This is a genomic window from Kovacikia sp. CALU 1929, from assembly GCF_056784235.1.
In genome coordinates this window covers 26612-52222 of record NZ_JBXBCF010000081.1, presented here as the reverse complement: position 1 = coordinate 52222, position 25611 = coordinate 26612, and the positions used below count along the sequence as shown (strand labels likewise).

Here is a 25611-nt window from a genome sequence, read left to right as displayed (position 1 = left end):
TAGGGTGATTTTTGCATAACTTAATAAATCCACTTACTGGTAAAGTAACTTTCGGGAAACTTTTCAGTGATCATCATGATGGGACGGTAGTTGAAAAAGAGGCAATAAGTCCGAGAAAGCAAGTAATCTTGATTATTAACTTCAAAGAAAGAAGATAGTTCACCAGACGGCTCCTTGCTTGAATCCAATAGTTCCTTAAAGGTCGCTATTCTGTGCTTTAGCACAAGTTTCCCTAATGGCGTTTCAGATTCAATTAGCTCCTTTTGGAAGTGTTGGGTTAATCGTTCAGGCACAAGAATCGTCTCAGCATAAACAAAGGTTTTTCGGCTGCTCTTTCCTTGTAGCAATATCTTTCTTTTGATCACCTCGCTGCCACGATCAATATCTAATTGTGGAATAGCATGAGTGGTGATCAGCGATCGCTCAGATAGCTTAACCATTTGAATTTCCTCCAATAGATAAGCTTCTAAGATCTTCGTGAGTGTGCCATCGGTTGTTATCAGAATTCTTTGAAAAGGAGTCAGCGTTGATAGCTCAATGCGATCTCGCTTTGATGGTTGGTGAAAATCAGGGGAAAGTTTTGATGGTATCGTTGTAGTCATTTCTGTCGCTAAGATGTTTGTTGCTAATTGCAGTGTCTCATCAAAATAGGTTGTTTCGTGGTCGCTAATTGTTCAAGTAAGGTGGCTGCGATCGCAGACGCATCATACTGTTGCATCTCTGTTTGAAACTGCTTAGTCCGAGTGCGATAGCTAGAGTCAGTCAGCAATGTTTTCACGGCCTTTCTCACCTGGGCTGGGCTAGGGTTTTTTGTCCCCAAATTAATGCCGACCTTTGCCCACTCGACCCGCGCTGCAATCTCCGGTTTCTCCTCAGTTTGTCCCGCCACGACCAGAGGCACGCCATTGGACAGCGCCATTTGCACGCCGTTATAGCCGCCATTCGTTACCATCACATCTACATGAGGCAGCAAATGGGCATGGGGAATGAATGACTCAACTCTGGCGTTGGCTGGCAGGGAAGCGAGTTTGAGCGTGTCAATCGCCACTCCTCCCGTAGTTGCTACGACTAAAACATCCTCATTTTCTAAAGCCTGTAACGTGGGCATAATCAACTCTGCTGAATCGGTGGCGATCGTACCTTGCGTTACATGAATCACGGGTTTGTCGCCCTTCAGTTCGTCCCACCAAGCAGGAGGAGCAAATTCGGCAGTGGGAGCAGACAGCAACGGTCCGATGAAATGCACCTGCTGCGGCAAATTACGACGGGGATATTCAAACTCTGGAACCGTAGCTGCCAGATACAGAAAGGGAGATACCCGGTCAAAGAAATACACTGGGCTAGGTGGTAATCCGACCTGCGATCGCACCTCGTTGGTGTACTCTCGCAACTCTCGCAGCACCGTTCGTTTAAAGAACCAGTTTAACCCTCGATTTCGCAAACACCGAAATAGGGTGTTGCTGGGTTGTAAGCCCAATCCAAACGGAGCCGTATCTGGACTGCTGGTGGAGATCGCAGACGAATCAAATTCTGCCCAGGGAAGCTGTTTTTGTTCCGCCAGCCAGGCCATGCCCAAAAACATCGAGTCTGCTAGCAAAATATCGACTGGAAACTCATAGAGAATATCGGACAAATCTTGCACCTGTCCCACGGCTGGATCAATAAAAAAGGTTTTCAAATCAAACTTCAGCCGTTGTACGCCCTCAGATGCTGCCCGTTGATCCATCAACTCGGACGGAACGTTATTGAGGTCAGAGTAGTCTATCCAACTGCGAATCGGGAAAAATCGCGCTCCCGTTGCTTCCACTTTGGCTTGAAACGCCTGTCCCGTGTACCAGCCCACCTCATGCCCACGGCTGATTAATTCTTGCACAATTGGTATAGCCGGACTAACATGACCAATGATAGGGATAGTTCCCATCAAAAATCGCACCATTGTATCCTCCAATGTTTAAGTGTGAAAATGGCAAAAATCTCTTACTGGTTGGAGAGCCGTTGCAGTAGGTGAGGCGGTAGCGATCTCTGCGGCACCAGTTCTCCACAGGTGAGGTATTCCAACTCGGCTAGAGTGGATGGTCGTCCCAACACCTGATTGCGATGGGGATGACGACCAAACCGAGCAATGATATCTCGATGGCGGCGGGCTTGCTCTGCGGAAAATTCCAGAAGTTCGCGGTGTTCTGGTGTAGTTTCCAATAACAAGTCAGCCGTCAGTTTCACCACTCGTTCTAGGTTGTGAAGATCTTCAGAATGCCCCAATGGCAGCACAAAGAAAGTCTTTTCCCACGGTGTTGCCAGTGCGGCATAGTGTCCCACTGCAATTCCTTCCAGCGCCAGCGCACACGCTTTTGAGTCTTGCGCGAATGCTTCAGCAGTGCCGCGATAGATTGTGCGAGAGAACTGATCCAGCACAATGATCAACGCCAAGCGCGATCGCGGTTCACTTGCCCAATCATCCAGTTCACCTCGGATTGCCTGTTCCAACAGGGGTGAAAAGCGATCGCTGATTTCCTCATTGGCACCCCCTTGAAACCACTGCCGCCACTGCCGTACTAACGTCGCTTGATCACAATCTGGCGGAATGGGAAACCAGAACTGAAGCACCTCTTGAGCGGAGGGCGGTAAGGTGTAATTTGTGTGAAATGTCATAGTTCCTCCGATGTTGGATCGTAGAGTATGGTAGTCTCCTGCTCGTTAGAATCATTACGAGCAACCAGGGCATACACAGGCTCAGTTGCCATCAAGTTGCGGGGCTGGTGGGGCACTGGATTTCGTAGTAAAGCAGCGGGCGTTCGTTGGCGATCGCGCTTCCAGTTTGAGTCATTCCCAATGCCTCAAGCACTCGAATCGAGGCTTTATTGGGTTCATCTACATCTGCCACAATTGTCTTCAATCCCAGTACATTGAATGCATAATCCAAAACGGCAGCGGCAGCTTCCCTGGCATAGCCCCGTCCCCAAAGGTGAGGTTGGGTACCAAAGATTAGACTTGGCAATTCTTGTGAGGTATGTAGCAACCCTGTAAACCCTGCAATTTGGTTGGTGTAATGTTCAAAAAAGAGCCAGATTCCATACCCCTGATTGGCAAAACTTGCCGTGCTTGCTTCCAGGAACGATCGTGCTTCTTCCAAAGTGATTGGGCGATCGTCAAAGAGATACCGTCTGACAGTAGCCTCCGTCCATAGCTGGTGTATGGCACTCAGATCGCTCATCTGGCAGGGACATAGATTCAAACGGTTAGTGTGTAAGTACATTACAACCCAGAGACTCCCAAGCAGAGCAAACCTGACGCATAGCGCGCGCGACAGCTAAAGAACTAAACTTTAAATCCAGCATATTAAGCAGATGCATCATTTTTGAAGTGAGACTCTTTTTTAATCAATTCAAAAAACTGCCTAATCTGTTGAGTTGATCGAATGTGATAAACCCGTTTGTGCTTTTCCGCCTGCTCGACATACTCACGATATCGGGGGGTTAAGCGTTTGTGGCATAACCAAAGCACGCGGTAGCTAGTCAGCGAACTCTTTAAGATTGGGCTTTTTTCAGGCCAACCTGCTGGCGGTTTAAAGTAACCTGTGATGAGTCGCTTAGTCACCCACCAGAAATGCACGTATAGCGGTAGATCCACAAAAATTAGACTATCTGCCTCATCAAGCCGTAGCCAGAGAGTTTCCATACAGCCGAACCCGTCAATAATCCATTGATCAGCATCTAGAATTTGCTGATGGGCGCGCTTATAGTTTTCGGATGAAACCTCCGTGCCCCCTGCTTGGTATTGAATCTTGTCCAGGATGTAAAGTGGCAAACCAGTGATTTCTGATAATCTTCTGCTTAGAGTGGATTTACCGCCTCCAGCATTACCAAATACTGCTACTTTTCTCATCGCCACTCTCCTTCTTGTGCAATCCAGTCACCTCGTTGACTAGATTGAGTTATGAAACCTAGAAATTCTAGTCCTGCCTCTCCAGCAACGCTAGCACCAACCGGGTTAAACGCTGGCTGCATTTATATTTTGTTTGTGGCAGGTGAAGCTAGTCGTTGAGCCAATCGAGCATAGTGTTCGATATACATCTCTGGAGAGTGAGCGATCGCCCGGACTGAACCACGATTTGCCATTGTGTTCCACCACTGCTTGAGGCGATCGAGTCCTGTTGGAAATTTGATGCCTCGGAAATGCTCTAGCACTGCCCACTGCTCAAACACAGAATAATAAGTGAAATCGACGAGACTAATCGCTGATCCAAGCCAGTAAGGTCCCTGGGGTGATAGTTTTTGCAATCCTTCTTGTTCGATAAATTGCAAGTGCTGAGTCAGCTCTTGCGCGGCTTCTGCCTGTTGTTGTGGATTTTGGCTACCATATAGCAACTTGCCAGTGGCTGCAAATAGCCGAGTATCCGCAAAATTAATCCAGATTCGTGCGTGGGCACGCTGCATTGGGTCTTTTGGTAACAAGGGGGGATTGGGAAACATTTCCTCCAGATATTCATTGATTAGAGCAGATTCCCACACTCGCTGGTCGCCATGTTTGAGTACAGGCACTTTGCCATAGGGAGAAATATCTCTGAAGTTTGCAGGTTTGTTTTGTAAATCAATTTCGATCAGCTTAAAGGGAATGCCTTTTTCCATGAGCGTTAAGCGCGATCGATGGGCAAAGGGACAAAGTGCAGCACTATAAATCTCGATTTCAGTCATAAGAAAACTCCTTACTTTTGGAATAGGTAATAGAGGTCAATTTCTAACTCAAGCTCGAATCATCCAGGCTCGACTTAAGGGTTTCCCAAAGGGATTCAATTTGGTGGTAGGCTTCCTGCGGCGGGATCTTGCCTCCCGTTTCCAGATTGGCAATATAACCAACCCGTTGGGCAAATTCTTGCAAATTGGCATTGAAAATCAAAGCTTCAGGGCTGAACTGTCCGTAATATCGGTGGCGAGGATACAGAAAATTAGAAGTGGAGTCCATAGAGTTCTGGGATTATTGTGTGATGCTTATGGCTTGAGAAAGCAAACGAATGTCCTTTTGCATAGTCAAGAAGTTCGTGTGTCCAGGATTCAAATAATCCGAAGACTTCATCAACAAGAGAGAGGCAACGCGCTTGAGCTGTCTCATCTAATAGAATTCCAGCAATCTCAACGTGATCGCTGCCGACCGAATGCCCAGACTCTAGACTGAAGTGAAATTCTCCACAGTAGCGCAGTTCGATCCCACGCCGAGTTTCAATTGCCTTCGCTAAATCAAGCATGGTGGTGAAGAGTACGTTTCCTGTCTCCTCAATTGCCTCAATAATGGCAATCCGTTCCACTGCACTTGCCCCTGAAATGAGAGCAGCAAGTCGGTAGGTCAGAATACGGTTTTGGCGTGTTTCATCGCTCCATAGAAAACGCATCCATGATGTTGGGCTACACAGATGATCAAAACCGAGCTTAGTGAAATCTTCAAGATACCAGGGCCAATGATGATCATCCTCATAGGTATGATTATTGACTCGCTGTTGGTATATGTTGATTGTGGGTTCTTCTCGCAGCATATACTTATTGATGTCGCCAAAGCTCAGAATGAAGTGCGCCATGCAAGGATAGAAACCAAGTCTCTCTTCTTCAGTCAAACTGGAGTCGCGCATATATTGGAATAAGGGCAAGTCGGAGTAAATTTGTTTGTATTCAAAGATCTTCTTCAGTACATACTTCATGATTGTTTTTTGCCTCAACTTAATGGTGGTATTGGGTATGATGGTCTCTTTTCATGAGAGGGCGATCGCGCTCTGTAAAGTTGCATCATGCGATCGAATTTCCGCTTTAGGAGTCAAGCTGTGATGCAGTTCCAGATAGACAAAGTGCCATATAGTTCTGTGACAGTTTTGCGATCGCTATTCAGGATCAAATAGATTAAATTCTTGCCACAAACAGTCCATGAAATTCAAGTGGAACGTGGTGGGGTAAGTAAGCCCGTCCTAATTCTTCAAAAGAACTTGCGTTAAGAACCAGCAGAAAAGATTGCGCTTTGGCAGCATCCAGGACGACGCTGAGGATTACCCCCTCATCCTCATCCGTGCCATTGGGAGCAGCGACGAAGAGGGGTTCACCTGGGTAAGTATTTGGCTCAAACCATAATTTATTGCTGCGATTTTTTACATCAATTTTGACTAGTTGACCCGCTAGAGTTGACCAGTTGCGGTTATGACTAACGGCATACGCATAGCGGTAGTCCCGCGAATGACAACGATCCTGGTTAATGCAGACCATTTCAATCAACTGATCAGATAGCAATTCATAACCAACTTCAGCACCGCGGGAAGATTTTTGGAGCGGTAAACGATAGCGTCGATACTCTGCTAGGGGATGATCTTCAGATTGAGTTGCAGCTCGTAACGGCTTCAGATAGGACTTGTACATCAGATCTGGCTGGTCAGAAGCGGCAATATCAATCACAATTGCATCGTCTTGCTCATAGGCATTAATGTGGTGGAACGCAAAACAGGCTTGACTGTGGAAACGAGCAACTTGCTGACCATTTTGCTTATGAATAACCAAAAAGTTAGTGCCACGCTGAGGCTCCCAACTCAAGCATTGCATCGGCGCTTTTCCGCCAACGATCGCCGCTCGTGATTTAATCACTAGTGGAAATTCGACCAGGATGATGAAGTTCTCAGTCAGGGCAAAACTATGCATATAGCAGGGCGATCGCACCGGTATTCTGGCAATTAGATTCCGTTGGCTGCTCGTCGCCTTAATCCGGTAGAGATTATAGGTATTGATCGGTCCAAAACAAGTGACGTAATTGATGTATTCCTGATGCTGATGGTCATAGTGGGGATGTCCACAAGAAAGCTGCCCCAAGAGGGTGTCATCGAAATAAAACGCTCCCTGGGTGTCAAGCGTAATCGGATCAAAAACCGTGGGAACGGGTTGCTCAGTCAGAGCCATAAACTGATCGGCTAAGCGAATCACACTGACATTGGTGTTGTAAGTCTGTCCTGTTTTGTGACCGAGCATCTCTAAGGTCGTCTTGAGAATACGTCTGCCTAAAGAGGTTGGCTGAACGATCTCAAAGCCAGAACTAAGCTGCCCAGTAGACATCATTTGGGTATAGGGAGACGTGCGGAGAAAACGGTTACGATAGGCAATCCGACCGTCTCGGAAAGCATAGCGATGGATCATCGCCAAACCATCAAACCAGTGATTGTAGCTCGCCTGACCGATCTCAAATTTCGCTGGACCATTGCGAAACAAACTTCCATTCAGCCATCGGGGAATTTCACCTTCCACTGGTAAGTCATCAATTTCAACCTCAGAATTGAGGCTGGTAAAGGCTAATTCCACCGCAGTTTGAGTAGAGGCGATTGTAGAAATCATTGGATCGTTACCTACTTTTGGTTAAATGCCTGTTGAAACGAGAACACATCGGCACTCTCTTTAAACTGCACATTCAGGTAGTGTTCTAAACATGTGGTTGAAATCTTGTAACAGCTTTGTATGTAACGCTTTTACTGATTGGAGCAACATTTCTAAAACACTACCCGCTGATTCGGTATCAGCACCCGGAGACCATTCAGTATTGAGTTCTGATTTTGTTACGGCTGTCTCTGAAGTGAGGCGATCGCCAGTCTCTGAATTATTTTCATTGAAGGGCGATCGCATTGTTTAGTGTGAGAGTTTCAGATATTCGTAACCTCTGACCATCCTGATGAAGAGGTTAGTCTTCCGTTGGTCGTGATCGGCTGACACCGCTTAAACCTTTCGAACGAAAAAGTAGAGGCGATAGCGTCCCTGACTGTTATTGCCCAGATCCCAGGTAAAGTCAGCTTTGGGATCACCACCCTCAGTCTGCCTTGCCATTTGAATTAGATAATCTCGCGTCAACAATTCAGCGCGTCTGCCCACATCATCATCCCCTGCACCCACCAACTCGCTCAGTTTATTGGACATCAGTTTCACAACCTCAGGAGGAACTGAAACACCTCCGGTTTGGCTGGCAAGTGCTGCATTCCCCATATCCAAAATTGACTTGAATGCCCCAGAGAATGCGTGCGGGTTGCCTTCATCGTGTTCGCGGATCACCACTGCCAGAATCACATCCTGGGCATTGCCGGAATAGAGCCGTTTGGCAAAGCGAGTTATTTCCCCCTTATCCACATCCCCAATCACTCCGGTTTCATGGGGTGTCTGAGGCTGTCCAGAGGTGGAAACTCCCAGGAACATATAAGGCTCATCGCTGCCCGACCATTCAGTGGACTCATCCAGGCACTTGAAGCCAGAGAACCAGAGTTCTACCTTCACTTCGTAGTAGGTTACTTTTGCGCCACCTTCCGGTGTCCAGCGAATTTCTCCGCCTTCAAAGCGGCTGTATCTGCCTCTGCCGTTGGTGCCTTCTGTCACCAGTTCATCGCTCACCGGGTATCCCAATCTGCCTCGCTCCCATCCCTGTTCTGCCCAAGCTCTACGAATATGTCCCTTGACGATGTGTGCTCCAGTGTTGGATGTCCAGTAAATCGAGGCATTATTTTCAAAGTGATTGTACCGCCCAACCCCATCCGGTGTGCCCGTTTCATCGGTGACAGGAAAGCCCAGTTCGCCCCTATCCCAGTTCTGTTCTCCCCACTTAGCGTAGATCAGACCATAAACTGCGAAAGCTTCTGAAGAGCCTGTTTTCCAGATGATGGTGCCATCCTGGAAGTTGTTAAAGCGACCCTGACCGCTGCCTGCATTCAATTCATCCGTGGTGGGATATCCCAGGGGGCTTTTCTCCCATCCCAGGGCTGCCCATTTAGCGCGAATCAACCCGTGAATCAACCTTGCACCTGTTTTGGGACTCCAGTAGATGGATGCACCTTTATAGTGGCGATAGCTTCCGACACCATCAGGGCAGGCTTGTTCTTTAGTCGTGGGTTGTCCAATCCAGGGATTTGTACCGATCAGTTGAGCGTACTTTGCGTCAATAGCTGAAGCCATTGATTTTCTCCTTTTGTGTTAGTTGTTAGTTTGGTCTTTGTGCGATCGCCGACCATCGCGCCGCGACAGTCTGCATTTCTTCTTGATGCAATCGCTAGCATTGGCATTACATGAACTTAAATTGGTATTGCATGGCATCACATTGTCATGGCATCATATCGGCACTATAAACAGATACATTGGTATTGCGATGCTGCAACAACAAGTAACTGGCCTAATCACAACAATGTGGGTGTTATTGATCGTGGGTGCGCCAGTGAGGGTTGCCAGAAGAACCTGGGCGTTAGCACCATAGCCATCGGCATCAAAGAACAATTTCCTGGTGGTATTGTTGTAGATGAAGCGATCGCACTCCAAAAACCTCAACCTAGCTTCGGTTTAGGACGATCAGCGAACTGGTGCCAAGCGATCGAATGAGTCGTTAAAGAGCAGCGCTTCAGGGGTTTGCTGTTGGATAATTGTGGGATTGATTGAGTCATTTGCAGGACTTTTGAGTCGCTCAGGACACTCTTTCCGAAGCTGGGCTAAAGATTTAGGGAATCGAGTCCGATTGATCAACACGGCACCATCAGGACTCCAGGCTGCCTCAAAAACCATGCCACTTGCGGGAGTGCGGGTTTGAATTGTGACTCGGTCATAGATGTCAATGGTTGTGCCTTCTTTAGTATGGCTGCGCCCACTTCCGCAATAGTCTGCCCGAACCATACGGGTACAAGCTTGATGAAAATCTCGCAGTGATCGCCCCTGAACCGTTTTCCAGGGTTTGTAACCAATGCGAACACATTTGGCTAAAACCCCATTCGTACAGGCAAAGGTGATGCGACCATTCTCATGGTGATTACCCGTTTTATCCCAAGTTCCCGATAGGGGAATGGCTTTGGCAACATTGTTGCGATCGGGGAGACAGTAATTCTGCCACTGTTTCGAGACGGAATCGTGATAGAGAATGGTGTAGAGGTAAGTTTCTTGTTCAGGATCTTGAGGATCTAACTCAACTTGAGTAATTTTGAGTTTGAGCGATCGCCCGCCCTCAACAATGGTTATTTCAGTGCCTTCTACATCCTGTCCTTTAACTACAAGCTCCGGTTGCATGGTTGCTGAAAAGTATTTCCAATTCGGGTTTTTCTGAGCTTGAATGAATGCAGCGATCGTCAGTAGACAGCCAGTTCCTAAGAGCAAAGAAACAAGCCTTTTTGGAGTAAATCTCATGGCAAACCTCTTGGCAGTTGCAGGAGATGGTAGTCCTCAGTGAATTATGAACCACCACCTCCAAATCCTCCCCAAGGTTGCTATGGTGTACACAGATCTCTTTGATTCAGTCGGGAAGCTGATCCGATCCCCCTAAATTCCCCTTAAAAAGGGGGACTTTTAAGGTTTTTGGCTCGGTTCCCTCCTTTTTAAGGAGGGCTAGGGAGGATCGGTTCGACTTGTGTGTACACGGTAGCAAGATTGAGGAGAGAAACCTCTAACTAGTTACTAATCAGCTCTTTTAATCTTGAGCGCAAGTTCGCCACCTTCTAAAACATCAGCTCTTTTGATCTTGAGCGCAAGTTGGCTACCGTCTAAACGGATTTGTTGGATGGGCTTTTGCTTGAGCACTGCGGTTGTCAAAGTTGGCGAGATTAATTCAAACCTACTAAAATTGATTCCATTTGCACCAAGACCAGAACCGTTTACCACCAGTCCGTTTATCCTAAGCCCGTTTAGGTTTGTCCCGTTTTGAAACAGTTCGTTCATGTTAAGACCAGTTCCGTTAAAGCTTGTCCCGTTTAGCGCAACTCCGTTTATCCTAAGCCCGTTTAAGTCTGCCCCGTTTGGCATCAAGCTGTCGAGAGCTATCTTGTTAACCGTTGTCTCGGTCGTTTTGGTGACATTGCGATCAATTTGATTCACGAAAACTGTAGTTAAGCAGAGTCCCGCTGTGAGCATGAGTCGAGAAAACTTGTTTTGGGTCAGTTGATGTAGCATTGGTAAATCTCCTACTGGTAAATTTGATAGAGTTTAGGCAAAACGTCACGGAGTCCTGCGATAGAGGCTTTCTATGGCAGGTGCGGGAGATGGTAGTCCTCAATAAATCATGAACTACCACCTACAAACCCTCTCCAAGGTTGAGGGGAAAAGCCTTCCACAACTGATTTCAGACTGTTATGAAGCAATGGTCGAGTTGAAACTCATCACACATCGGATCTTTTGATCTTGAGCGCAAGTTGAGCACCTTCTAAAACATCGGATCTTTTGATCTTGAGCGCAAGTTGAGCACCTTCTAAAACATCAGATCTTTTGATCTTGAGCGCAAGTTGAGTACCTTCTAAAGACGGTGTCTCAGTCGTTTTGGCGGCATTGCAATCGATCGGGTTCGCGAAAACTGTAGTCAAGCAGAGTCCTGCTGTGAGCATGAGTCGAGCGAACTTGTTTTGGGTCAGTTGATGTAGCATTGGTAAATTTCCTACTGGTAAATTTGATAGAGTTTAGGCAAAACGTCACGGAGTCCTGCGATAGAGGCATTCATCTGAGACTGCACTTTCACCTGAATTGACTTAGATTTCTCGTGTAAGATAGTTGTTCTCCTGTTGGGAAAAATCTACTAACCTCCAAAACCGACACGATGAATGATTGAATGACCGCAGTTCTCCCACCTATGACTACTTCTAGTTGCTCATTTCTGAGTTTGGTTTGCATTGGAGTTGGGCGATCGCTTGTTGCTTTAGATGATTCCTGTAATTCAGGAAGTTGTTGTCGAAAAGATGCGTGTGACATGGTTATCCTCATTCAGGATTTGTTAGGTTACAGGCTGGGAGTTATATCAACCTGGATCACAAAGTCGTTGAAGCTTCTGTCTCCCAAACCAAAGAGATCTTCAAAGCGGAAGGTCTGACCGAGGGCGAATTGAGTGTGGGGCAAACCATCCGCATTTGCAGTAGCAAACGGTGTGTAGAAGTTGGCGGAATTACTATCTGCAAGTAAGTAAGGGACGTAGTAGTAACCACCGATTAAATCGAAGCTGTTGGAGCCGATGTTAAGTAACTGCACAGTTTGACGCAATGCAGCTTCTGCATACCCCGTTTCGCCCGGAGCGAGGTAGCAACCAGTTAGGGGATCAACGACTGTTCCGTAAGCATCGATCGCAGTATACAAGCCTCCCTGATGATCAAACACACTCTGGGCTAAAATAGAGATTGTCGTTTGGACACACTGTTCGGCAAAGTCCAAGAGATTGATGCCTGCTGAATCAATCAGACTATCTGCCAAACGGTTTCCGATGAAGTTGGCTTGAATATCTTCATCGACGACAATCAAGACACTTTCTTGCTGAAACCGCTCAATGTATTCCGCAACCACTTGATTGATTGCAGTTTCGTTGGCTACCGTATCTTCAATGATGAAGCTAACACCCTTCGATCGCTCCTGAATCAAATCTCCTGAGCCAGACAAAAACTGTCCTTTTGCATCAATCACGGTGAAGTTATTGAAGTATGGATCAACCACTTCATCAAGAAACTGCTGAAAAGCTGCTTCAGACACACCTTCAACACCACCAATGTTGCGTCCAAAAAATAGATCGACCTGAATCGGCTCTGGAATTGGATCATTGTCGATTAAGTCTTCGGTTACACCAAACGCCACAGTGATGTCTTCATTGACAGAGATCAGCACACTTTCTTGCTGAAACTGTTGAATGTAGTCCAAAACAATAGCGTCGATCTCCGCTTCATTTGCTTCAGTATCTTCCAGAATCAGGCTCACCACTTCAGACGGTTCCCGAATCAATGCTCCGTTACTGGACAAAAATTGTCCATTCGCATCAAAGTTAGTCAGACCTAAGGGAAAGCGGGGTGTAATTGCTGTATCAACAAAGGTTTGAAACTGCTCTGGTGTAACTCCTTCGATGCCGCCAATATTGCGCCCAAAAAATAGATCGACCTGGATCAGTTCTGGAGTTACGTCATTGTCAATCAGGTTTTCACCGATTCCAAACCCCACTTTCAAATCATCTTTATTTGTAACTTGAAAGATGCCAACTCCAAATCTTTCACGATAGGCTTGAGCAACCTGATTGAGTGCAATCTGGCTTTCTAGTGTATCTTCCGCATACAGTGTGACAATGTTAGTAGTTTCGTGCGTTCCTGAATCATCAAGCAACTGTCCTCTGCCATCAGACAGGGTCAGTCCTGATGAAAAACGCGGTGTGATCACATCATCGATAAATAGGTGAAAGTCTGATGCAGAAACGGACTTATTGTTAGACAGGCTTCGCCCAAAATATAAATCCTGTTGAATTAAGGCTGGAATTTGGGTGGCTGTTGGTGAGATCCCCGTCATTTTGGTTCTCCTAAACTCTCAGTAGACTTTTCGATCTTTTTACTGGCACCTTGATTGGAATGCCCACCTTTTTGCTTTAGAAAACAATCTGAACAGCACAAAACTCCCTGCGATCGGTTGTCAAGATTTAACCACTGGTTGTGGTTTTATCGTTGATACCGATCATCAAAAAACGGTCAGTTGTTCGATGATTGGATAGTTCTTGTTACCTTTAGTCGGATACTTCCGAGTAGTTCAGTGAGGATGTGTTCAACTGAGAACGATCTTCTATTACTCTGAAATTCAGCCTCAGGTTGTATGTGCTTCTGAGGAGATTCGGAAAAAGCAGACTGAAATTCTGCAACGTACCGATATTGAATTATTTCGTTACAATTTCAGTCCCAATTGGGTTAGAAAGCAGCGCTTATCTAGAAGTTAAGGAATCACCGGACCCACTAACGGTTCTTCAGCTAAGTTTTCTGCCTCAATGGTGCGTAAAAGAGTCCGCCATTGATTTCTCACGTTTGAATTCTGTGGCGATCGCTGAAGTTGAGCCGCAACTTGTGCCAAAGCATCGTACCAAACATCTGGTGTAGCATTGCGAATTTGGCGTTCTCGCTCCGCTGTTAGTGCAACTCGCTGCACCATACCATTGACCGTTAAATCCGGTTGTACTCCGGTGCCATTTTGACAGTAAAGCTGCAAGTACCAACGGTAATATTGCCTCTCTTGCAATGCCGACTGAGGCGGCAGCGTAACACTCACAATTCCAGGAGTTTTAGGTAGCGTGAAGCGAAGTTGATAGAGCCGCTGTTGTTCTCCGGGCCAAGTCAACAGGGTAAATTCACCAAACTGAATTTGCTCGGCTGCAAATGGAATATAAAACAAAAAGGTAGGAGAATCTGTTGTGGTTAAAACTGGATTTTCAACAGGAAGCAGCGCTCGTACAGAATGATTGAGCGTATTACACGACAACGGATTATGGGGATTGAGTCCGCCACCAGGTCGAGTGCCGTTTGGAGGTGGTTTGGGCGGCGGCGGCGGTGGTTTTTGAGCGATCGTAGGATGAGGAACGCGATCGCTCACTGTTTGAGCCGATAAATCAGCCTGTAAGCTTAACCCGATCGCCAACGGGATTGACATCATCCAATATTTTAAGATTGTCATTTGTTGTTTGTCATATCGAGTCTTGCAAATAACCACAATCTTGTAGGGCGTGGGTTTAGTAGTCGAAACCGTGATAGAGCCAAGATTTAACGACAAATAACCAATGACAAACTACATCAATCTGCATTGTTTTTCCAGATGAATGATGATCCCAATTGCTGTTAGAAATACAGCCAATAGGGCTGGAGTTAACGGTAGCCAAACACCCTGACCTAAACCAATCAGGCAAAGCTGATAGATTCCGATCGCCAACATCGCAATCATGCCGCCCAACCAGAGCGGACGAGATCGCAGTCGTTGAACTAGCAGACCCGTGACCAGAGCACTCCCTAGAATCCAAATTGTATCGCCCCATTGGAAGTTATGCCACTGCGGTAGCCCCCATATGAGTGGTCGCTTTTCTAACACAGCATTCAGTAGCTGACTCACCATGTGAGCATGAATCCAAACTCCTGCCATTTCACCGTAAGGCGTGTCGAAGCTGTCTCTGGCAACCGGGGCAGTGTAACCAATTAAAACGATGCGATCGCGCACCATCTCAGGCGTTACCTGCCCATCTAACACTTGCTGAAGTGAAACAGCTTGTCCCGGCGGTGTAGTGCGATAGTTCAGCATGATTTGATCCGTGCCATCGAGTGCTTGATAACCGACAAACCGAGTTGGTAACGGACGAAAAACGACCGAACCAAACTGCCAATGCTGCTCGGAATTCACCTGAAGGGGATGAACTTTAGCATTTAGCAAAAAGCGGTAGGCAAGTTGAAAGCTGAGACTGTAAGGCGTGGCACAAGCGGATCGCAGTAGCGCATCATTGGGATCATAGGACAAAAGATGACGGCGAACCGTTCCCCTTTCGGATTGCCCTGCGTTGGTGGTTTGCACATCGCTCCGTAATGCAGGTTGCCACAGATTGAAGTGGTCCGTGATCAGGTTACTAAATCCCACTTGTTCAACTTGCTGATCTGCTGCAAACTCGGGTGGAACCGCATAATTTTGATCAGCTTGATTGAAGGCACAGACCGTTAGCAGTTTAGAATTTTGCTGGAACTGTGTAATCAGGCGTTGTCGTCCTTCTCCTCGAGGTTGGAAGCGATGCATATCCAGGGCAATCGCCACAGGTTGCAGCGATTGCAGAGCGGCGATCGTTTTTATAAGCGTGGCATCGGTCAGGGGATAGCCCCCCTGCTGATTCACATCGGCTTGCGTCACTTCGACCACTAAAATGCGCGGATCGATCGTCTCGGCTGGACGCAAACGCATTAGATGATCGTAGGCTGCCAACTCTACAGGTTGCAGCATTCCGATCGCTCGAATGACCAGGATTGCAACTGTGACGATCAAGCCTATCCAGATTATGGACGAGTGCCCACGTTGTTTTCTGCGAGGCAGCACTGCTGGGGTTGGAGATGCGTTGAAATGCCCACCGAGACTTTGCCAGTTTGGAGGCGTTACCAGGGGATTTTGGTAAATCACGGGGAGCCAACTGGCGCAGGGAAACTGGTGTTCTAACCCCTGTAAGCGCTCTCTTGCTTGTCGTTCTGCCAGGTAAAGTGATTCACCAGCCGCAAACGCTTCCAGGAAGTATTGCAAAAAGACGGCGGCGACCTGATCCGCGACAGGCTCTCGCATGACGATCATTTGAGGGATGCGGAGTTGATGTAACTCTTGCACAAGACCTAGCCCATCACAGGAGTTAAAAATTGCCAATTGCAAACCTCGATCGATCGCTTGCCGCAGACCATACTTTAGCTCCGACAAGGTGAGGCTATCTGTCTGGTTGATGTAAATTCGTCCGCTCTCGCCCTCAGTCTGACTGTGTCCGGCAAAGAACAGAATGTCCCATGTAGCTTGCCAAAGACGATCGCTGAGTTGCTGACGATCGGGTTCAACCAGAAACTCAACGTTGGCATCAGGAATTTGTCCGAGAAGCTGTCGATCTTGTTGTAAATCAATGCCCTGACTGTGTCCTAAAATCGCCAAAACTTTCACTGCTGTTTTGGCAGGAGCCGTCTTGCGGTTGGGAACCATTTCATATTCGGGAGCGCTTAAAGCAACCTCGGCATTGGGATAGCGTTCAAAAAAATCCCATTCGTGCCAGGGCATCTTCTGCAAATTCAGATCATCAGTGCGAATCAGGAAGCGAATTGGATCGTCTCGACTAAACTCTTCTCGCAACCGACGATCAATGGATTGAAACGATTCTGCATTCAACCAATGGCGAAAGCGATCGCGCAACACGGTCGCTGATGCCTGACACTCAGCGATTCGGCGATTTAGCGATCCTTTGTGAATAATCTTCTCTCCTTTAATCCGGAGTGGCATTCCCAAAGAGCGGTAAGTGTGTTGCCAGTGGTGCTGAACCTGAATTGCGACTTCAGGCGCAGCAGGCAAATAGCCTTTCACCTTCAAGATTTGCACTCCAGCTCGAATCTCTAGCGTGGCACGAAAACCCGCTGTATCAAAATCTCCTTCTAATTCCAAAACAACGAGTTTTTCCATTGGCGATCGCTTCTCACTTGCAGCGCTTACAGTTCTCCCTAAATTTCAAATGTTTCAATCAGATTATCCTCCTGCAAGCTAATCTTGACGCTAAATCGTTCTCCGATCTCTCCTGCAAACTGAAATTCTAGCCCTTCGCTGTTAGTATTCTCAGCTTGTAAAACTGATTGTCCAGCTTCATCAAGGATCGAAAGATGCAGCGATCGCGGCAGATAAGTATCTGCTCTAGCAGGATACAACTCTATTTTAATTTGATACTCAGAAGCCGTTCTAGGGGTAATTTCAACCAGAAATAAAACCTCTACTGCGGGAGTTCCGATCGCTAAAATTCGACCGCGTGTAACACCGAACGAGGCTTCTTCTGGTAATTGAGTGGTCGGAGCACGAAAGCTAAGAACTGGCTGTCCCTGCCATTCCAACAAAGCTTCTAAAGTTTGCCAACCCGCTGTGACTTGATTTTGTAGCCACTGATTTAACTTTATGACAGCAGGCACTGTGGTAGTAGGTGTGATCGTAGCCAAACTGTTCAAATACTCTGGAAACTGATCCAGCGGCTGCAATTGCTCCAATGGCAAGCTTTCTACTTCCACACTTGGAACAAATCCCAGTAAAGATGCTTCTGTCAAATCTACATTCAGTTGAACAACGATATATCCAATGCGATCGCTCCATACTTGTGGCGGAATTGTGCAAGCTGTTGCCGCCGGAAGCACAGCGCGGCACTCTAAATGCCCCAAATCATCCACCCACAGATCAGCGGTATCGGCTAGGACTTGCAAGGCTGGATCCCAGCTTTGACTTTGCTCAAGGCTAGTCTTGATGCCTAAGCAGGAGAGATAGAAATTGACTGCCAGTACACTCAATGTATTGAAATAAATTTGTTTAGCCTTCTGAGGGTCAGAATGCTGCTGATAAAATTTCTCCGCAATTTGGTGATTGGTTGCGGTGAGTGGAACAGTGAAGGGGAACATATCAGTTTGGAAGCTCATAGGAATGATTAACTGCGCCAAGTTCTGGCAATGTTAGGTTTCGGGCTTCAACCCATCCTGCAACTGCAACTTAAGAAGATAGATATTCTTTGAACGTAGGGGCAAATTTAGTCAGACAACGTAGATAAAAAGAGCTAAGTGTAATCACTTTAACGTCGAGTTCTTCGGAAATTTCTTTCCAGGAATACCCACCCAAAAAGCGCAGTGCAATGTACTGAAAATTTGCTGCTGGCTTTTGTTCGATATGGGTAAGCTGAAAGACTTTATCGTGATCTTCCTGAATATACTGGATGACTTCTTCTGACAGGGAAACGTTTGCCTGCGATCGCAGTTCGACTGGATCCTGCTTTTCCAACGCTTCCAAAGGGGTGCGTTTGAGTTGCGATCGCTTCACGCCTTTCGGTATTGCAGTCATCAAATCGCGACTCGCCTCCATAAAAAACCGCCGCTTCATCAGAAAATTTGCCCATTGCATCACCTCCAACTCTGGATTGTACTGGTCAATTTTTTCACAGATATGTAAAAACAACCGTTGTTGAGCCTCAGCATAAATCTCCTCATACACGCCTAGAAACTGTCCCCGATAAGGACGAACTAGCTTTCTGGAGCGATAAATCTCGCCCACCAGTCTCCCCAGCGATCGCTGACGCTGGGGCGTGTTAGGCAGATGCCGCTGCGCTTCTATTGCGAGTTGCTTGAGTTGTTCATCCAAATTCATAATGAGATTAGAAAATGTAAAAACCCTACTGCAATGCTTCAAAGGCTATTCATCAATCAGAATGCTACATTCTGCCAAACTCGGAAAACTTTACAAAAATATTTCTTTTGCCAACAGACTGGTGGGGTTTGTCGTTTATTCTTTCAGCAACCCAAAAAATGACCCATCATTCTTCAGTGGCGTTTTCTCTAAAAATCGATGGCTAAAAAACCTCAGAGATATTTCTTGAGAAGCCTTATGCCTGACTTAGCTTGTTCCAACAGCTTAGGAATTTGTCATGAACCCTAGCTTTAGCCTTCTTACAATGACGAACAGGATGGCATAGCAAGAGATAAAATCAGGCAAAAAAAGCACAATCAAGGCAATGCTAACTCTATGTTAAAAAGCCGAATAAAGATTACGAAGGAAATGAGTGAAATTGGTGATCCGTTTTTTCTTGCCTCCAAATGCAAAACGGCAGAATCGGGGTTTTAGAACATGAAATTGGTGTCCGTTTTATTACTTTACATATACGATCGCACCTTCTGCCTGATTAACAGCATGGATGCGATCGCTTTTAATATCCGGTCGGCCCAAGCTCTTAGCTTGCAGCAGCTAATTTTTGTCGCACAGGGCGTTTGCGGTCTGATTTTTTCTTCAATCCCACGGATTGGGCTTCATCGCTGTCTGCACCAAATTGTCCTCGCACGACTTCTTTCATTGCCAGGACTGCGTTATGAAATTCCCACTCTGCTAAGCGGGCGGCATCGGAGGCGGCACGATAGAGGGCAAGTTTTTCGGTCTCGGCTTGTTGCATTGCCAGCATGGTTTGATAAGCCTGCTGGAGTGCCTCTGGGGTGGCTTCCTGGCGTTTGGTGCTATAACCCTGGATGGTGTTGAAGCCATTGAGGGAGTTGGTATCTTGATTCAGGATTTGAGGAGACAGACGGCGATTGGTGTTGGGTGAGGGCATAGTGCGCTCCTAAGTAGTAGATAACCTTTTTAGAGTGCCCTTAGCTACACAGAATTTAACGGCTACAGAGGATTTTGGGTTGCAATGGGAATGTAGGGGGTTGCATTGCTTTTGTCAGCAGTTGCAATCTTGATGCATTGGGTTACATTCGTGTTGTATCGGTCTGCATTTGATTTGTAGGGGGTCACATTCGTAATGAATCGAGTTGCATTGGTAATGTGGTGGATTGCAATGGCAATGTAATCGGAGACATTCGATGGAGGAGGGCGATCGCTTTTATAAGTTGGAAGGTGAGGGTTGGAAAGTGCCCACCAACCCTCGCTGGTAAACCTGCTGGGTCAGAAAATCAACGATCTTTGCTGTTGTCCTCATCTACATTGTTGAGCAGCCCAAAAATCGCTGTCGTTCCAGCGATCGCGATTGCGTTTGTCGTATTGCTCAGTTGTTTTTGAAGGTCGGTGGGGTTGGGCTGGGTCGCGAGGAAAAGACTGGTGCCTGCGGCAGTGGTAGTGATGAGGGTGGTAAGAGAGAGTAGCGTTTTTTTCATGGTTTGGTACCTGGTTAACTTGCTTCCAGTCTGTCAAAGCCTTATGGGGCAAACTGTTCAGCATTTGTTCAGCCAATGTTCAAGATTGTTCACGAGTGCTCAGGTTTGTTCGTGTAGATAGAATAGTGATCAGCCTGGAATAGTGGAGTGATGGGAGGGATGGAGCGATCGCGCAAGTTGGTTCTGACGGATTGGACAAAAGCGAACGATGCTTTGAATCTGTACTTCGAGGGCAATAAATCGAAGCTGGCAGAGCGCGTTCGGATGTCCCGAACCACAGTGACCGCTTTTTTCAAGCAGGAGCCTATACGTGAGGCAGAGTTTCGTAAGCTCTGCTTGGCTTTGCGGTTGAATTGGCAAGAGGTTTCTACAGTTCAAGCAATTCCTAACACTCCCAAACCCGAAAACGAGATTGAGCCACTCCAGCAAGTTCGAGAACACTGCCGTCAGAAAATCCTCAGCCAGCACAGTCGAATGCGATTGCTAAGTGGGGAGGAGATTGGGGTTGATCAGCTTTATGTCGATGTCTGGTTACTGAATCGATCGCCCCGCACCTATCAGGTGTCTCACGATAAGCTGTTGCAAACCTTTGATTTGCGGAACGATCGCCTGGGCTTGGGCGATCGCATCAAACGCAACCCAGGTTTTGAGGTCGCCAATGCCAATGAAAAAGTCCTGATTCTGGGCAAACCCGGTGCAGGGAAAACAACGTTTCTTAAGCACCTGGCAGTAGATTGGTGCAAGGGACAGTTTCAGCCAGACCTGATTGCGATTTTCATCGAACTTCGTCGCATTCGGGATGGGCAATGGAAGTTACTGGACGCGATTCGCCAGGAATTGGGACTGGAGACCTCAGAGCAGACCGAAGCATTGCTAAAGCAAGGCAAGCTTTTGGTGCTGATGGATGGATTGGACGAAGTGCCAACGAATGAACTGCGTTGCAACGTTCAGGATCAACTCCGAGAGAATGCAGAAAAGTATGTCAACAATCGATGGATTCTGACTTGCCGCACTCAAATTATTGAGTCAATTCCGGTTGGGTTTACCTCGGTGGAAGTGGCTGACTTCAGCCCAGAGCAGGTTCAGCAGTTTGTTCAAAACTGCTTTGAGGCAAGTGGGCAATCGGACGCAGAAGCATCGCAGCAGTGGGAAAGGTTCAACAATGCCGTTAGCAAGAATTCGGCACTAAAGGAACTGACGGTGACTCCGGCGCTGCTGAGTCTGATGTGTTTAGTCCTTCAAGATGAGGGAGAAACGCCCTTCCAAGTGACGGCTCTCTACAAAAGAGGGATTCGATTATTGCTAGAGCAGTGGAATGATACCAAGGCGATTGAAGGTTGGGAAGTGGGCAGTGACACGTATCACCGATTGAGTGTGGAGCAAAAAGAATCCCTGTTGATCGAGATTGCCGCCCGCAAATTTGAGAACCCAAAGAACTTTGTTTTGTTCCAGCAGAACGAGATTGTCGCTCAGATTGCTGATTTTCTCCATCTTGCTAACCGCAAAGAAGGGGTTGCAGTCTTAAGAGCGATGGAAGCTCAGCATGGGTTGCTGATCGAACGAGCAGATGAGTTGTGGTCATTTTCCCACCTCACGTTTCAGGAATATTTCACCGTTCAATGGCTGACTCAACTGCCCCAAGAACAACTAGCTGAAAAGATTGCCAACCCGCAATGGCAGCGGGTGGTTGAGCAACTAGTGAAATCGCAACAGCCCGCCGATCGCTTATTGCACCTGATTAAACAATCCATCGATCAATCAATCTCAGATGAACCAACAATACACCGTTTTTTAACCTGGATACTTCAAAAAACTGAATCTACTCAAGCTAGCTATAACCCCGCCGCCCTTCGAGCTTTGTACTTTACCCTCGACCTCGACCTCGCCCTCGCCTTCGACCTCGCCTGCAACCTCGCTCGCGCCCGCAACCTCGCTCGCGACCTTGCCCGCGCCTTCGACCTCGCCCCCGACCTCGCCCCCGACCTCGAGCACGATCACGACCTTGCCCGCTCTCTCGCTCACTCCCTCGACCACGCCATCACCTGCGCCCGCGCTCTCGACCTCGACCTCAATCTAGGCAGTGAACTCACAGTCAAGCTGGTACAGTTGAAAGCTAAATTACCTTCATCGGATAACTGGCAGCACCTCCGCCAATGGTGGCAGGTTCAGGGGCAACAGTGGTTAAAAGACCTGCGGCAGGTGATGATTCAGCATCGCAACATCGGGCACGATTGGCAGTTTGATAGTCAACAGAAACAACAACCGCAACGCTACTACGATGCCAACCGCTTCCTCGTCAAACTGATGCAGATTGAGGGTGCAGTGAGTCCGGAGGTTCGGGCTGAAATTGAAGATAGCCTGCTACTGCCCTGGGAGGAACTGCAACGCCGCTATCTAGAGGTTTATGGCTCTCATTCCCCGACCTCCACACGCCAACCTGCTATGGCATCCGACCAAGAAGTGTTCATCTCCTACGCCTGGGGTGGCGACAGCGAAGCGATTGTCAATCAGCTAGACAAGGCATTTCAAAACAAGGGTATTACCCTGATCCGCGACAAGCGAAACCTCGGTTTCAAAGGACGCATCAAAGAATTTATGCAGCGCATCGGACGCGGCAAATGTGTGGTCGTCGTGATTAGTGAGAAATATCTCAAATCCGAAAACTGCATGTACGAATTGGTGCAAATTGCCAAAAACGGCAAATTTTACGATCGCATTTTTCCCATCGTTCTCGCTGATGCCAACATCTACAAACCCATCCAGCGCCTCCAATACATCCAGCACTGGGAAGCCCAAATTCATGAACTGAATGAAGCCATGAAAACGGTTAATGCTGCCAATCTACAAGGCTTCCGCGATGACATTGATTTGTACACCGAGATTCGCGGAACGATCGCGGGACTAATTGACATCCTCAAAGACATGAACACCCTCACTCCAGAAATGCATACAGAATCAGGTTTTGATGAACTATTCAAAGCCGTTGAATGCAAACTGGCAGAGTAGGAATGATGCCACCTGCTAATCCCGCACCGCATACAACAGCATGTATCGCGCCTCCTTACACCGTAAGTAGGACAGTTGATCCTTAGCGACCATTTTTTCTCATCTACTATACAAAGGCGAAAATGAGCATTTCTTGGTAAGTTTTAGCTAAATCAGGGAAATTTTTCTGGATTCCTTACACAGTAAAGTTTTCAGACGTTACGTGGCACTTCGTTGCCGCTATGCTCCCTTTACCCCTATATAGCTAAACATATGCAAATTGTTATCCTGTTTCAGGATAGCGGGATGTTAGGATACGCACGTTAGGTTCGGGTAAACTAATCCCCGCTTCTTTCAAAGCAAAGACGATCGCAGTTCTTACGGCTGACGTAGTAGCAACAAAGTCCGATCGACGGGAGTCTGTCCAAAAGCGAACCTCCACTATGATGTCATTTGGTCCCAGTTCTTGAACTCGCACGGATGCTGGGGGATCAGCAAGCACTCCCTCAGTAGCCTGTGCTGCCTTACGTGTAACACTCATAACTTGCTGTAAATCACTGTCGTAACCAATGGCTAGACTGACTCGACTGAGGCGAACTGGGGAAGCCGTGTTGTTAATAATACGTGAGGTAAACAATTCTGCATTTGGAACCAGCACAACGCGACCATCATAGGTTCGTAGTTGCGTTGCGCGCAAATCAATTCGCTCAACGTTGCCCTCAGTTTCGCCCACAATAATTTGATCGCCCAGTTCAAACGGTCGCAGCACCAGAATTAGAATGCCACTGACAAAGTTAGAAAGGATATCCTTTAATGCAAAACCCAGTGCAAGACTGGTTAAGCCCAAACCAGTTGCAACGGTTTGAGGATCAAAGCCAAAGGCATCCAGTGCCACAATGACTCCTAACGTCCAAACTGCATAGTAAGCAATTTGTTTAATCAAGTTTTCAATGGTCAAATCTGCAATGATGCGACGGAAGAGAAGGCGCATGAGCCAGCGCACAAGTGCCGCGATCGCCCAAAATAGCCCAATTACCAATAGGGCAGCCAACGCACGAGGAATAATGACAATAGCGGATTCTAATAACCGTCCAAATGCTGTTTCGATCGATGCTTGAACTTGTGTGACAAAGCGCCCCCAGGGGGAGAGTCGCCTTTGGCTGGCTCGCTCTAAAGCTGTGTTAAGTGCCTGTGACCATTGCTGTGATAAAGCATCTACCGTCGTCAAATTGTCTTGAGCATCAGATTCTGTGACTGTAACGATTGGAATCCCAGTTATCGTAATCACTCGCTGAGTTCCATCTTGACTCGGCTCAATCTGTGCAGGGGCGATCGCAGCAGGGTTTTCTAACATGCGATTCATGCGCCGCTCGATCTGTTGCGATCGATTTGTGCCATCTAGCTCTGTTGTATCGCCGATGCGAAATACTGCTCGTCCATCAAGACGAACAGTTACTCGTTCCACCTGCGCCCCTGCTCCTGTAACCAGTAACAAAACCAGGATCATAGTAGCAAGTGCTACCCGGATAGAAGATGTTGCAGATCTTTTTGTCCAGTGTTTCACCAAATGTTTTGTTGGATCTAAAAGACATCTAAGTTTAGCCAATCAATCATTAAAATTCATCTATTCATAGTCTGAAACATCGCCAATTCAAATCTGAAGTGCGACATCCCAAAAGCTTTTCCTAGAGGAACTTAAGAGGATAGCCTGATATTTACCACAACCACAGGAAACCCTCATGAGCTACACTCGCCTTAGCCCAGATGAGCGCCTGGGACTATACCAGATGAAGCAGAGATAGTTATCCAACCGCGCCATTGCTCGTCACTTCGGACGGTCTTCGAGTACAATTTCCCGTGAACTTCAACGGGATCAGACTGGTGAGGGGATGCTTTTCGAGTTTCTGATTGCCACCTACCACTGATCACAAAATTCATCAATATATCTAGATTGAGGTGGTGCCATCATTCCTGATACGCGATTCATTACTTTTAGTTGTTGCTGGAAAGCCCATCGTTCAATTCTTTCGTTGATATTTGCTGCGTTTTGCAACTCCCTTCCCTTATTGTCAGCGTTTTCCTGTAGCCTCCGTTTTGCTTCCTCGGTTAAATCACGTGAAGAAGACTGAGACTGGCTAACAAAACGGCTTCTGTCTCCTACTGCTGTAGTGAATGTAGTTCTGACAGGCTCAAACAGAGTGGCTGTAACCGCTGAATCGTATTGGCTGGCTGCTGATTGTAGGTTAGTCCTGGAAGCTCCCAAAACACTTAAATAACTCAGGTTCACACATTCACCATTGGGCGTTTGAACGTAGGAACCAAACTGATCACAACTGTTAGCCTGAGCCATTTTGGAGGATAAAGGCAAGGAGAACAGCGCAGCCATAATTCCCAAGCATAATGTCTTTTTTTGCATGATTCAGGCTGTATAGGCATATAGAGAATATTCGTTAACCCAATATTCTCTATATGCGGACAGAAACCGGATTGCTTTACGTTTCTTTAGGTTC

General features: G+C 47.1%; 23 protein-coding genes and 1 pseudogene. 2 read left to right on the top strand and 22 right to left on the bottom strand.

The annotated features are described in order from the left end of the window. Nucleotides 1-20 precede the first annotated feature (20 nt). The 20 genes from AC1S52_RS21400 to AC1S52_RS21305 form a co-directional block, all read right to left on the bottom strand. A complete protein-coding gene (locus AC1S52_RS21400) occupies nucleotides 21-602 on the bottom strand; it encodes a chorismate--pyruvate lyase family protein (RefSeq protein WP_482031080.1) in 582 nt (193 codons plus the stop codon). A 23-nt stretch (nucleotides 603-625) separates the two neighbouring features. Beyond that, nucleotides 626-1936: a glycosyltransferase gene (locus tag AC1S52_RS21395; protein ID WP_482031079.1), complete on the bottom strand. Its 1311-nt coding sequence runs from the start codon at nucleotides 1934-1936 to the stop codon at nucleotides 626-628. Nucleotides 1937-1977: 41 nt separating this feature from the next. Beyond that, nucleotides 1978-2649 carry a DUF924 family protein gene (locus AC1S52_RS21390; protein ID WP_482031078.1) on the bottom strand — a complete coding sequence of 224 codons (672 nt, stop codon included), beginning with the start codon at nucleotides 2647-2649 and terminating at the stop codon, nucleotides 1978-1980. A 91-nt stretch (nucleotides 2650-2740) separates the two neighbouring features. Beyond that, nucleotides 2741-3253, bottom strand: coding sequence for a GNAT family N-acetyltransferase (locus AC1S52_RS21385; protein ID WP_482031077.1), 513 nt, complete (start codon nucleotides 3251-3253; stop codon nucleotides 2741-2743). Nucleotides 3254-3336: 83 nt separating this feature from the next. Further along, the gene (locus tag AC1S52_RS21380; RefSeq protein ID WP_482031076.1) at nucleotides 3337-3882 is read right to left on the bottom strand and encodes a P-loop NTPase family protein; all 546 of its coding nucleotides are present in this window, start codon (nucleotides 3880-3882) and stop codon (nucleotides 3337-3339) included. A gap of 122 nt (nucleotides 3883-4004) precedes the next feature. Beyond that, nucleotides 4005-4715, bottom strand: coding sequence for a glutathione S-transferase family protein (locus tag AC1S52_RS21375; protein WP_482031132.1), 711 nt, complete (start codon nucleotides 4713-4715; stop codon nucleotides 4005-4007). 19 nt (nucleotides 4716-4734) lie between these two features. Next, nucleotides 4735-4959 (bottom strand): DUF7219 family protein, encoded by a 225-nt coding sequence (locus tag AC1S52_RS21370; RefSeq protein ID WP_482031075.1) that lies wholly within the window; start codon nucleotides 4957-4959, stop codon nucleotides 4735-4737. Continuing rightward, nucleotides 4943-5686: a hypothetical protein gene (locus tag AC1S52_RS21365; RefSeq protein ID WP_482031074.1), complete on the bottom strand. Its 744-nt coding sequence runs from the start codon at nucleotides 5684-5686 to the stop codon at nucleotides 4943-4945. Before AC1S52_RS21365 ends, AC1S52_RS21370 begins: the two co-directional genes overlap by 17 nt. 196 nt (nucleotides 5687-5882) lie before the next feature. Further along, nucleotides 5883-7349 (bottom strand): carotenoid oxygenase family protein, encoded by a 1467-nt coding sequence (locus AC1S52_RS21360; protein WP_482031073.1) that lies wholly within the window; start codon nucleotides 7347-7349, stop codon nucleotides 5883-5885. Between the two features lie 375 nt (nucleotides 7350-7724). Continuing rightward, nucleotides 7725-8945, bottom strand: coding sequence for an LGFP repeat-containing protein (locus tag AC1S52_RS21355; protein WP_482031072.1), 1221 nt, complete (start codon nucleotides 8943-8945; stop codon nucleotides 7725-7727). Between the two features lie 387 nt (nucleotides 8946-9332). Then, a complete protein-coding gene (locus AC1S52_RS21350; protein WP_482031071.1) occupies nucleotides 9333-10154 on the bottom strand; it encodes an ADYC domain-containing protein in 822 nt (273 codons plus the stop codon). Between the two features lie 267 nt (nucleotides 10155-10421). Further along, nucleotides 10422-10913: a hypothetical protein gene (locus AC1S52_RS21345; protein WP_482031070.1), complete on the bottom strand. Its 492-nt coding sequence runs from the start codon at nucleotides 10911-10913 to the stop codon at nucleotides 10422-10424. A 206-nt stretch (nucleotides 10914-11119) separates the two neighbouring features. After that, nucleotides 11120-11380 (bottom strand): hypothetical protein, encoded by a 261-nt coding sequence (locus tag AC1S52_RS21340; protein ID WP_482031069.1) that lies wholly within the window; start codon nucleotides 11378-11380, stop codon nucleotides 11120-11122. 349 nt (nucleotides 11381-11729) lie between these two features. Then, nucleotides 11730-13265 carry a DUF3574 domain-containing protein gene (locus AC1S52_RS21335; RefSeq protein WP_482031068.1) on the bottom strand — a complete coding sequence of 512 codons (1536 nt, stop codon included), beginning with the start codon at nucleotides 13263-13265 and terminating at the stop codon, nucleotides 11730-11732. A gap of 414 nt (nucleotides 13266-13679) precedes the next feature. After that, nucleotides 13680-14411, bottom strand: a complete 732-nt coding sequence (locus AC1S52_RS21330; protein ID WP_482031067.1) for a DUF928 domain-containing protein — start codon at nucleotides 14409-14411, stop codon at nucleotides 13680-13682. A gap of 111 nt (nucleotides 14412-14522) precedes the next feature. Beyond that, a complete protein-coding gene (locus AC1S52_RS21325; RefSeq protein ID WP_482031066.1) occupies nucleotides 14523-16910 on the bottom strand; it encodes a CHASE2 domain-containing protein in 2388 nt (795 codons plus the stop codon). A gap of 38 nt (nucleotides 16911-16948) precedes the next feature. Beyond that, nucleotides 16949-17899 carry a DUF1822 family protein gene (locus AC1S52_RS21320; protein ID WP_482031065.1) on the bottom strand — a complete coding sequence of 317 codons (951 nt, stop codon included), beginning with the start codon at nucleotides 17897-17899 and terminating at the stop codon, nucleotides 16949-16951. A 70-nt stretch (nucleotides 17900-17969) separates the two neighbouring features. After that, on the bottom strand, nucleotides 17970-18617 hold the full coding sequence (locus AC1S52_RS21315; RefSeq protein WP_482031064.1) for a sigma-70 family RNA polymerase sigma factor: 648 nt from the start codon (nucleotides 18615-18617) through the stop codon (nucleotides 17970-17972). A gap of 580 nt (nucleotides 18618-19197) precedes the next feature. After that, nucleotides 19198-19569, bottom strand: coding sequence for a hypothetical protein (locus AC1S52_RS21310; protein ID WP_482031063.1), 372 nt, complete (start codon nucleotides 19567-19569; stop codon nucleotides 19198-19200). A gap of 346 nt (nucleotides 19570-19915) precedes the next feature. After that, on the bottom strand, nucleotides 19916-20116 hold the full coding sequence (locus AC1S52_RS21305) for a hypothetical protein (RefSeq protein WP_482031062.1): 201 nt from the start codon (nucleotides 20114-20116) through the stop codon (nucleotides 19916-19918). A gap of 150 nt (nucleotides 20117-20266) precedes the next feature. Here AC1S52_RS21305 and AC1S52_RS21300 point away from each other — a divergent pair, with 150 nt between their 5' ends. After that, a complete protein-coding gene (locus tag AC1S52_RS21300) occupies nucleotides 20267-23122 on the top strand; it encodes an NACHT C-terminal helical domain 2-containing protein (protein WP_482031131.1) in 2856 nt (951 codons plus the stop codon). Between the two features lie 262 nt (nucleotides 23123-23384). Here AC1S52_RS21300 and AC1S52_RS21295 read toward each other — a convergent pair whose 3' ends face one another. Beyond that, entirely contained in the window at nucleotides 23385-24608 is a 1224-nt protein-coding gene (locus AC1S52_RS21295; protein WP_482031061.1) for a mechanosensitive ion channel family protein, read from the bottom strand. A gap of 301 nt (nucleotides 24609-24909) precedes the next feature. Between AC1S52_RS21295 and AC1S52_RS21290 the strand changes: the two are divergent. Further along, nucleotides 24910-25026 (top strand): annotated as a pseudogene (locus AC1S52_RS21290) (helix-turn-helix domain-containing protein); the annotation flags it as partial. On the opposite strand, the gene AC1S52_RS21285 reads toward AC1S52_RS21290, so the two are convergent. Then, complete coding sequence (locus AC1S52_RS21285) at nucleotides 25017-25517, bottom strand: hypothetical protein (protein ID WP_482031060.1); 501 nt, start codon at nucleotides 25515-25517, stop codon at nucleotides 25017-25019. The pseudogene AC1S52_RS21290 and the gene AC1S52_RS21285 overlap by 10 nt on opposite strands. Nucleotides 25518-25611: the final 94 nt, after the last annotated feature.

What these genes read in the sequence shown, in the direction of transcription:
- AC1S52_RS21400 (WP_482031080.1), bottom strand. Translation starts at nt 602, where the DNA reads ATGACTACAACGATACCATCAAAACTTTCCCCTGATTTTCACCAACCA.
- AC1S52_RS21395 (WP_482031079.1), bottom strand. Translation starts at nt 1,936, where the DNA reads ATGGTGCGATTTTTGATGGGAACTATCCCTATCATTGGTCATGTTAGT.
- AC1S52_RS21390 (WP_482031078.1), bottom strand. Translation starts at nt 2,649, where the DNA reads ATGACATTTCACACAAATTACACCTTACCGCCCTCCGCTCAAGAGGTG.
- AC1S52_RS21385 (WP_482031077.1), bottom strand. Translation starts at nt 3,253, where the DNA reads ATGTACTTACACACTAACCGTTTGAATCTATGTCCCTGCCAGATGAGC.
- AC1S52_RS21380 (WP_482031076.1), bottom strand. Translation starts at nt 3,882, where the DNA reads ATGAGAAAAGTAGCAGTATTTGGTAATGCTGGAGGCGGTAAATCCACT.
- AC1S52_RS21370 (WP_482031075.1), bottom strand. Translation starts at nt 4,959, where the DNA reads ATGGACTCCACTTCTAATTTTCTGTATCCTCGCCACCGATATTACGGA.
- AC1S52_RS21365 (WP_482031074.1), bottom strand. Translation starts at nt 5,686, where the DNA reads ATGAAGTATGTACTGAAGAAGATCTTTGAATACAAACAAATTTACTCC.
- AC1S52_RS21360 (WP_482031073.1), bottom strand. Translation starts at nt 7,349, where the DNA reads ATGATTTCTACAATCGCCTCTACTCAAACTGCGGTGGAATTAGCCTTT.
- AC1S52_RS21355 (WP_482031072.1), bottom strand. Translation starts at nt 8,945, where the DNA reads ATGGCTTCAGCTATTGACGCAAAGTACGCTCAACTGATCGGTACAAAT.
- AC1S52_RS21350 (WP_482031071.1), bottom strand. Translation starts at nt 10,154, where the DNA reads ATGAGATTTACTCCAAAAAGGCTTGTTTCTTTGCTCTTAGGAACTGGC.
- AC1S52_RS21345 (WP_482031070.1), bottom strand. Translation starts at nt 10,913, where the DNA reads ATGCTACATCAACTGACCCAAAACAAGTTTTCTCGACTCATGCTCACA.
- AC1S52_RS21340 (WP_482031069.1), bottom strand. Translation starts at nt 11,380, where the DNA reads ATGCTACATCAACTGACCCAAAACAAGTTCGCTCGACTCATGCTCACA.
- AC1S52_RS21335 (WP_482031068.1), bottom strand. Translation starts at nt 13,265, where the DNA reads ATGACGGGGATCTCACCAACAGCCACCCAAATTCCAGCCTTAATTCAA.
- AC1S52_RS21330 (WP_482031067.1), bottom strand. Translation starts at nt 14,411, where the DNA reads ATGACAATCTTAAAATATTGGATGATGTCAATCCCGTTGGCGATCGGG.
- AC1S52_RS21325 (WP_482031066.1), bottom strand. Translation starts at nt 16,910, where the DNA reads ATGGAAAAACTCGTTGTTTTGGAATTAGAAGGAGATTTTGATACAGCG.
- AC1S52_RS21320 (WP_482031065.1), bottom strand. Translation starts at nt 17,899, where the DNA reads ATGAGCTTCCAAACTGATATGTTCCCCTTCACTGTTCCACTCACCGCA.
- AC1S52_RS21315 (WP_482031064.1), bottom strand. Translation starts at nt 18,617, where the DNA reads ATGAATTTGGATGAACAACTCAAGCAACTCGCAATAGAAGCGCAGCGG.
- AC1S52_RS21310 (WP_482031063.1), bottom strand. Translation starts at nt 19,569, where the DNA reads ATGCCCTCACCCAACACCAATCGCCGTCTGTCTCCTCAAATCCTGAAT.
- AC1S52_RS21305 (WP_482031062.1), bottom strand. Translation starts at nt 20,116, where the DNA reads ATGAAAAAAACGCTACTCTCTCTTACCACCCTCATCACTACCACTGCC.
- AC1S52_RS21300 (WP_482031131.1), top strand. Translation starts at nt 20,267, where the DNA reads ATGGGAGGGATGGAGCGATCGCGCAAGTTGGTTCTGACGGATTGGACA.
- AC1S52_RS21295 (WP_482031061.1), bottom strand. Translation starts at nt 24,608, where the DNA reads ATGATCCTGGTTTTGTTACTGGTTACAGGAGCAGGGGCGCAGGTGGAA.
- AC1S52_RS21285 (WP_482031060.1), bottom strand. Translation starts at nt 25,517, where the DNA reads ATGCAAAAAAAGACATTATGCTTGGGAATTATGGCTGCGCTGTTCTCC.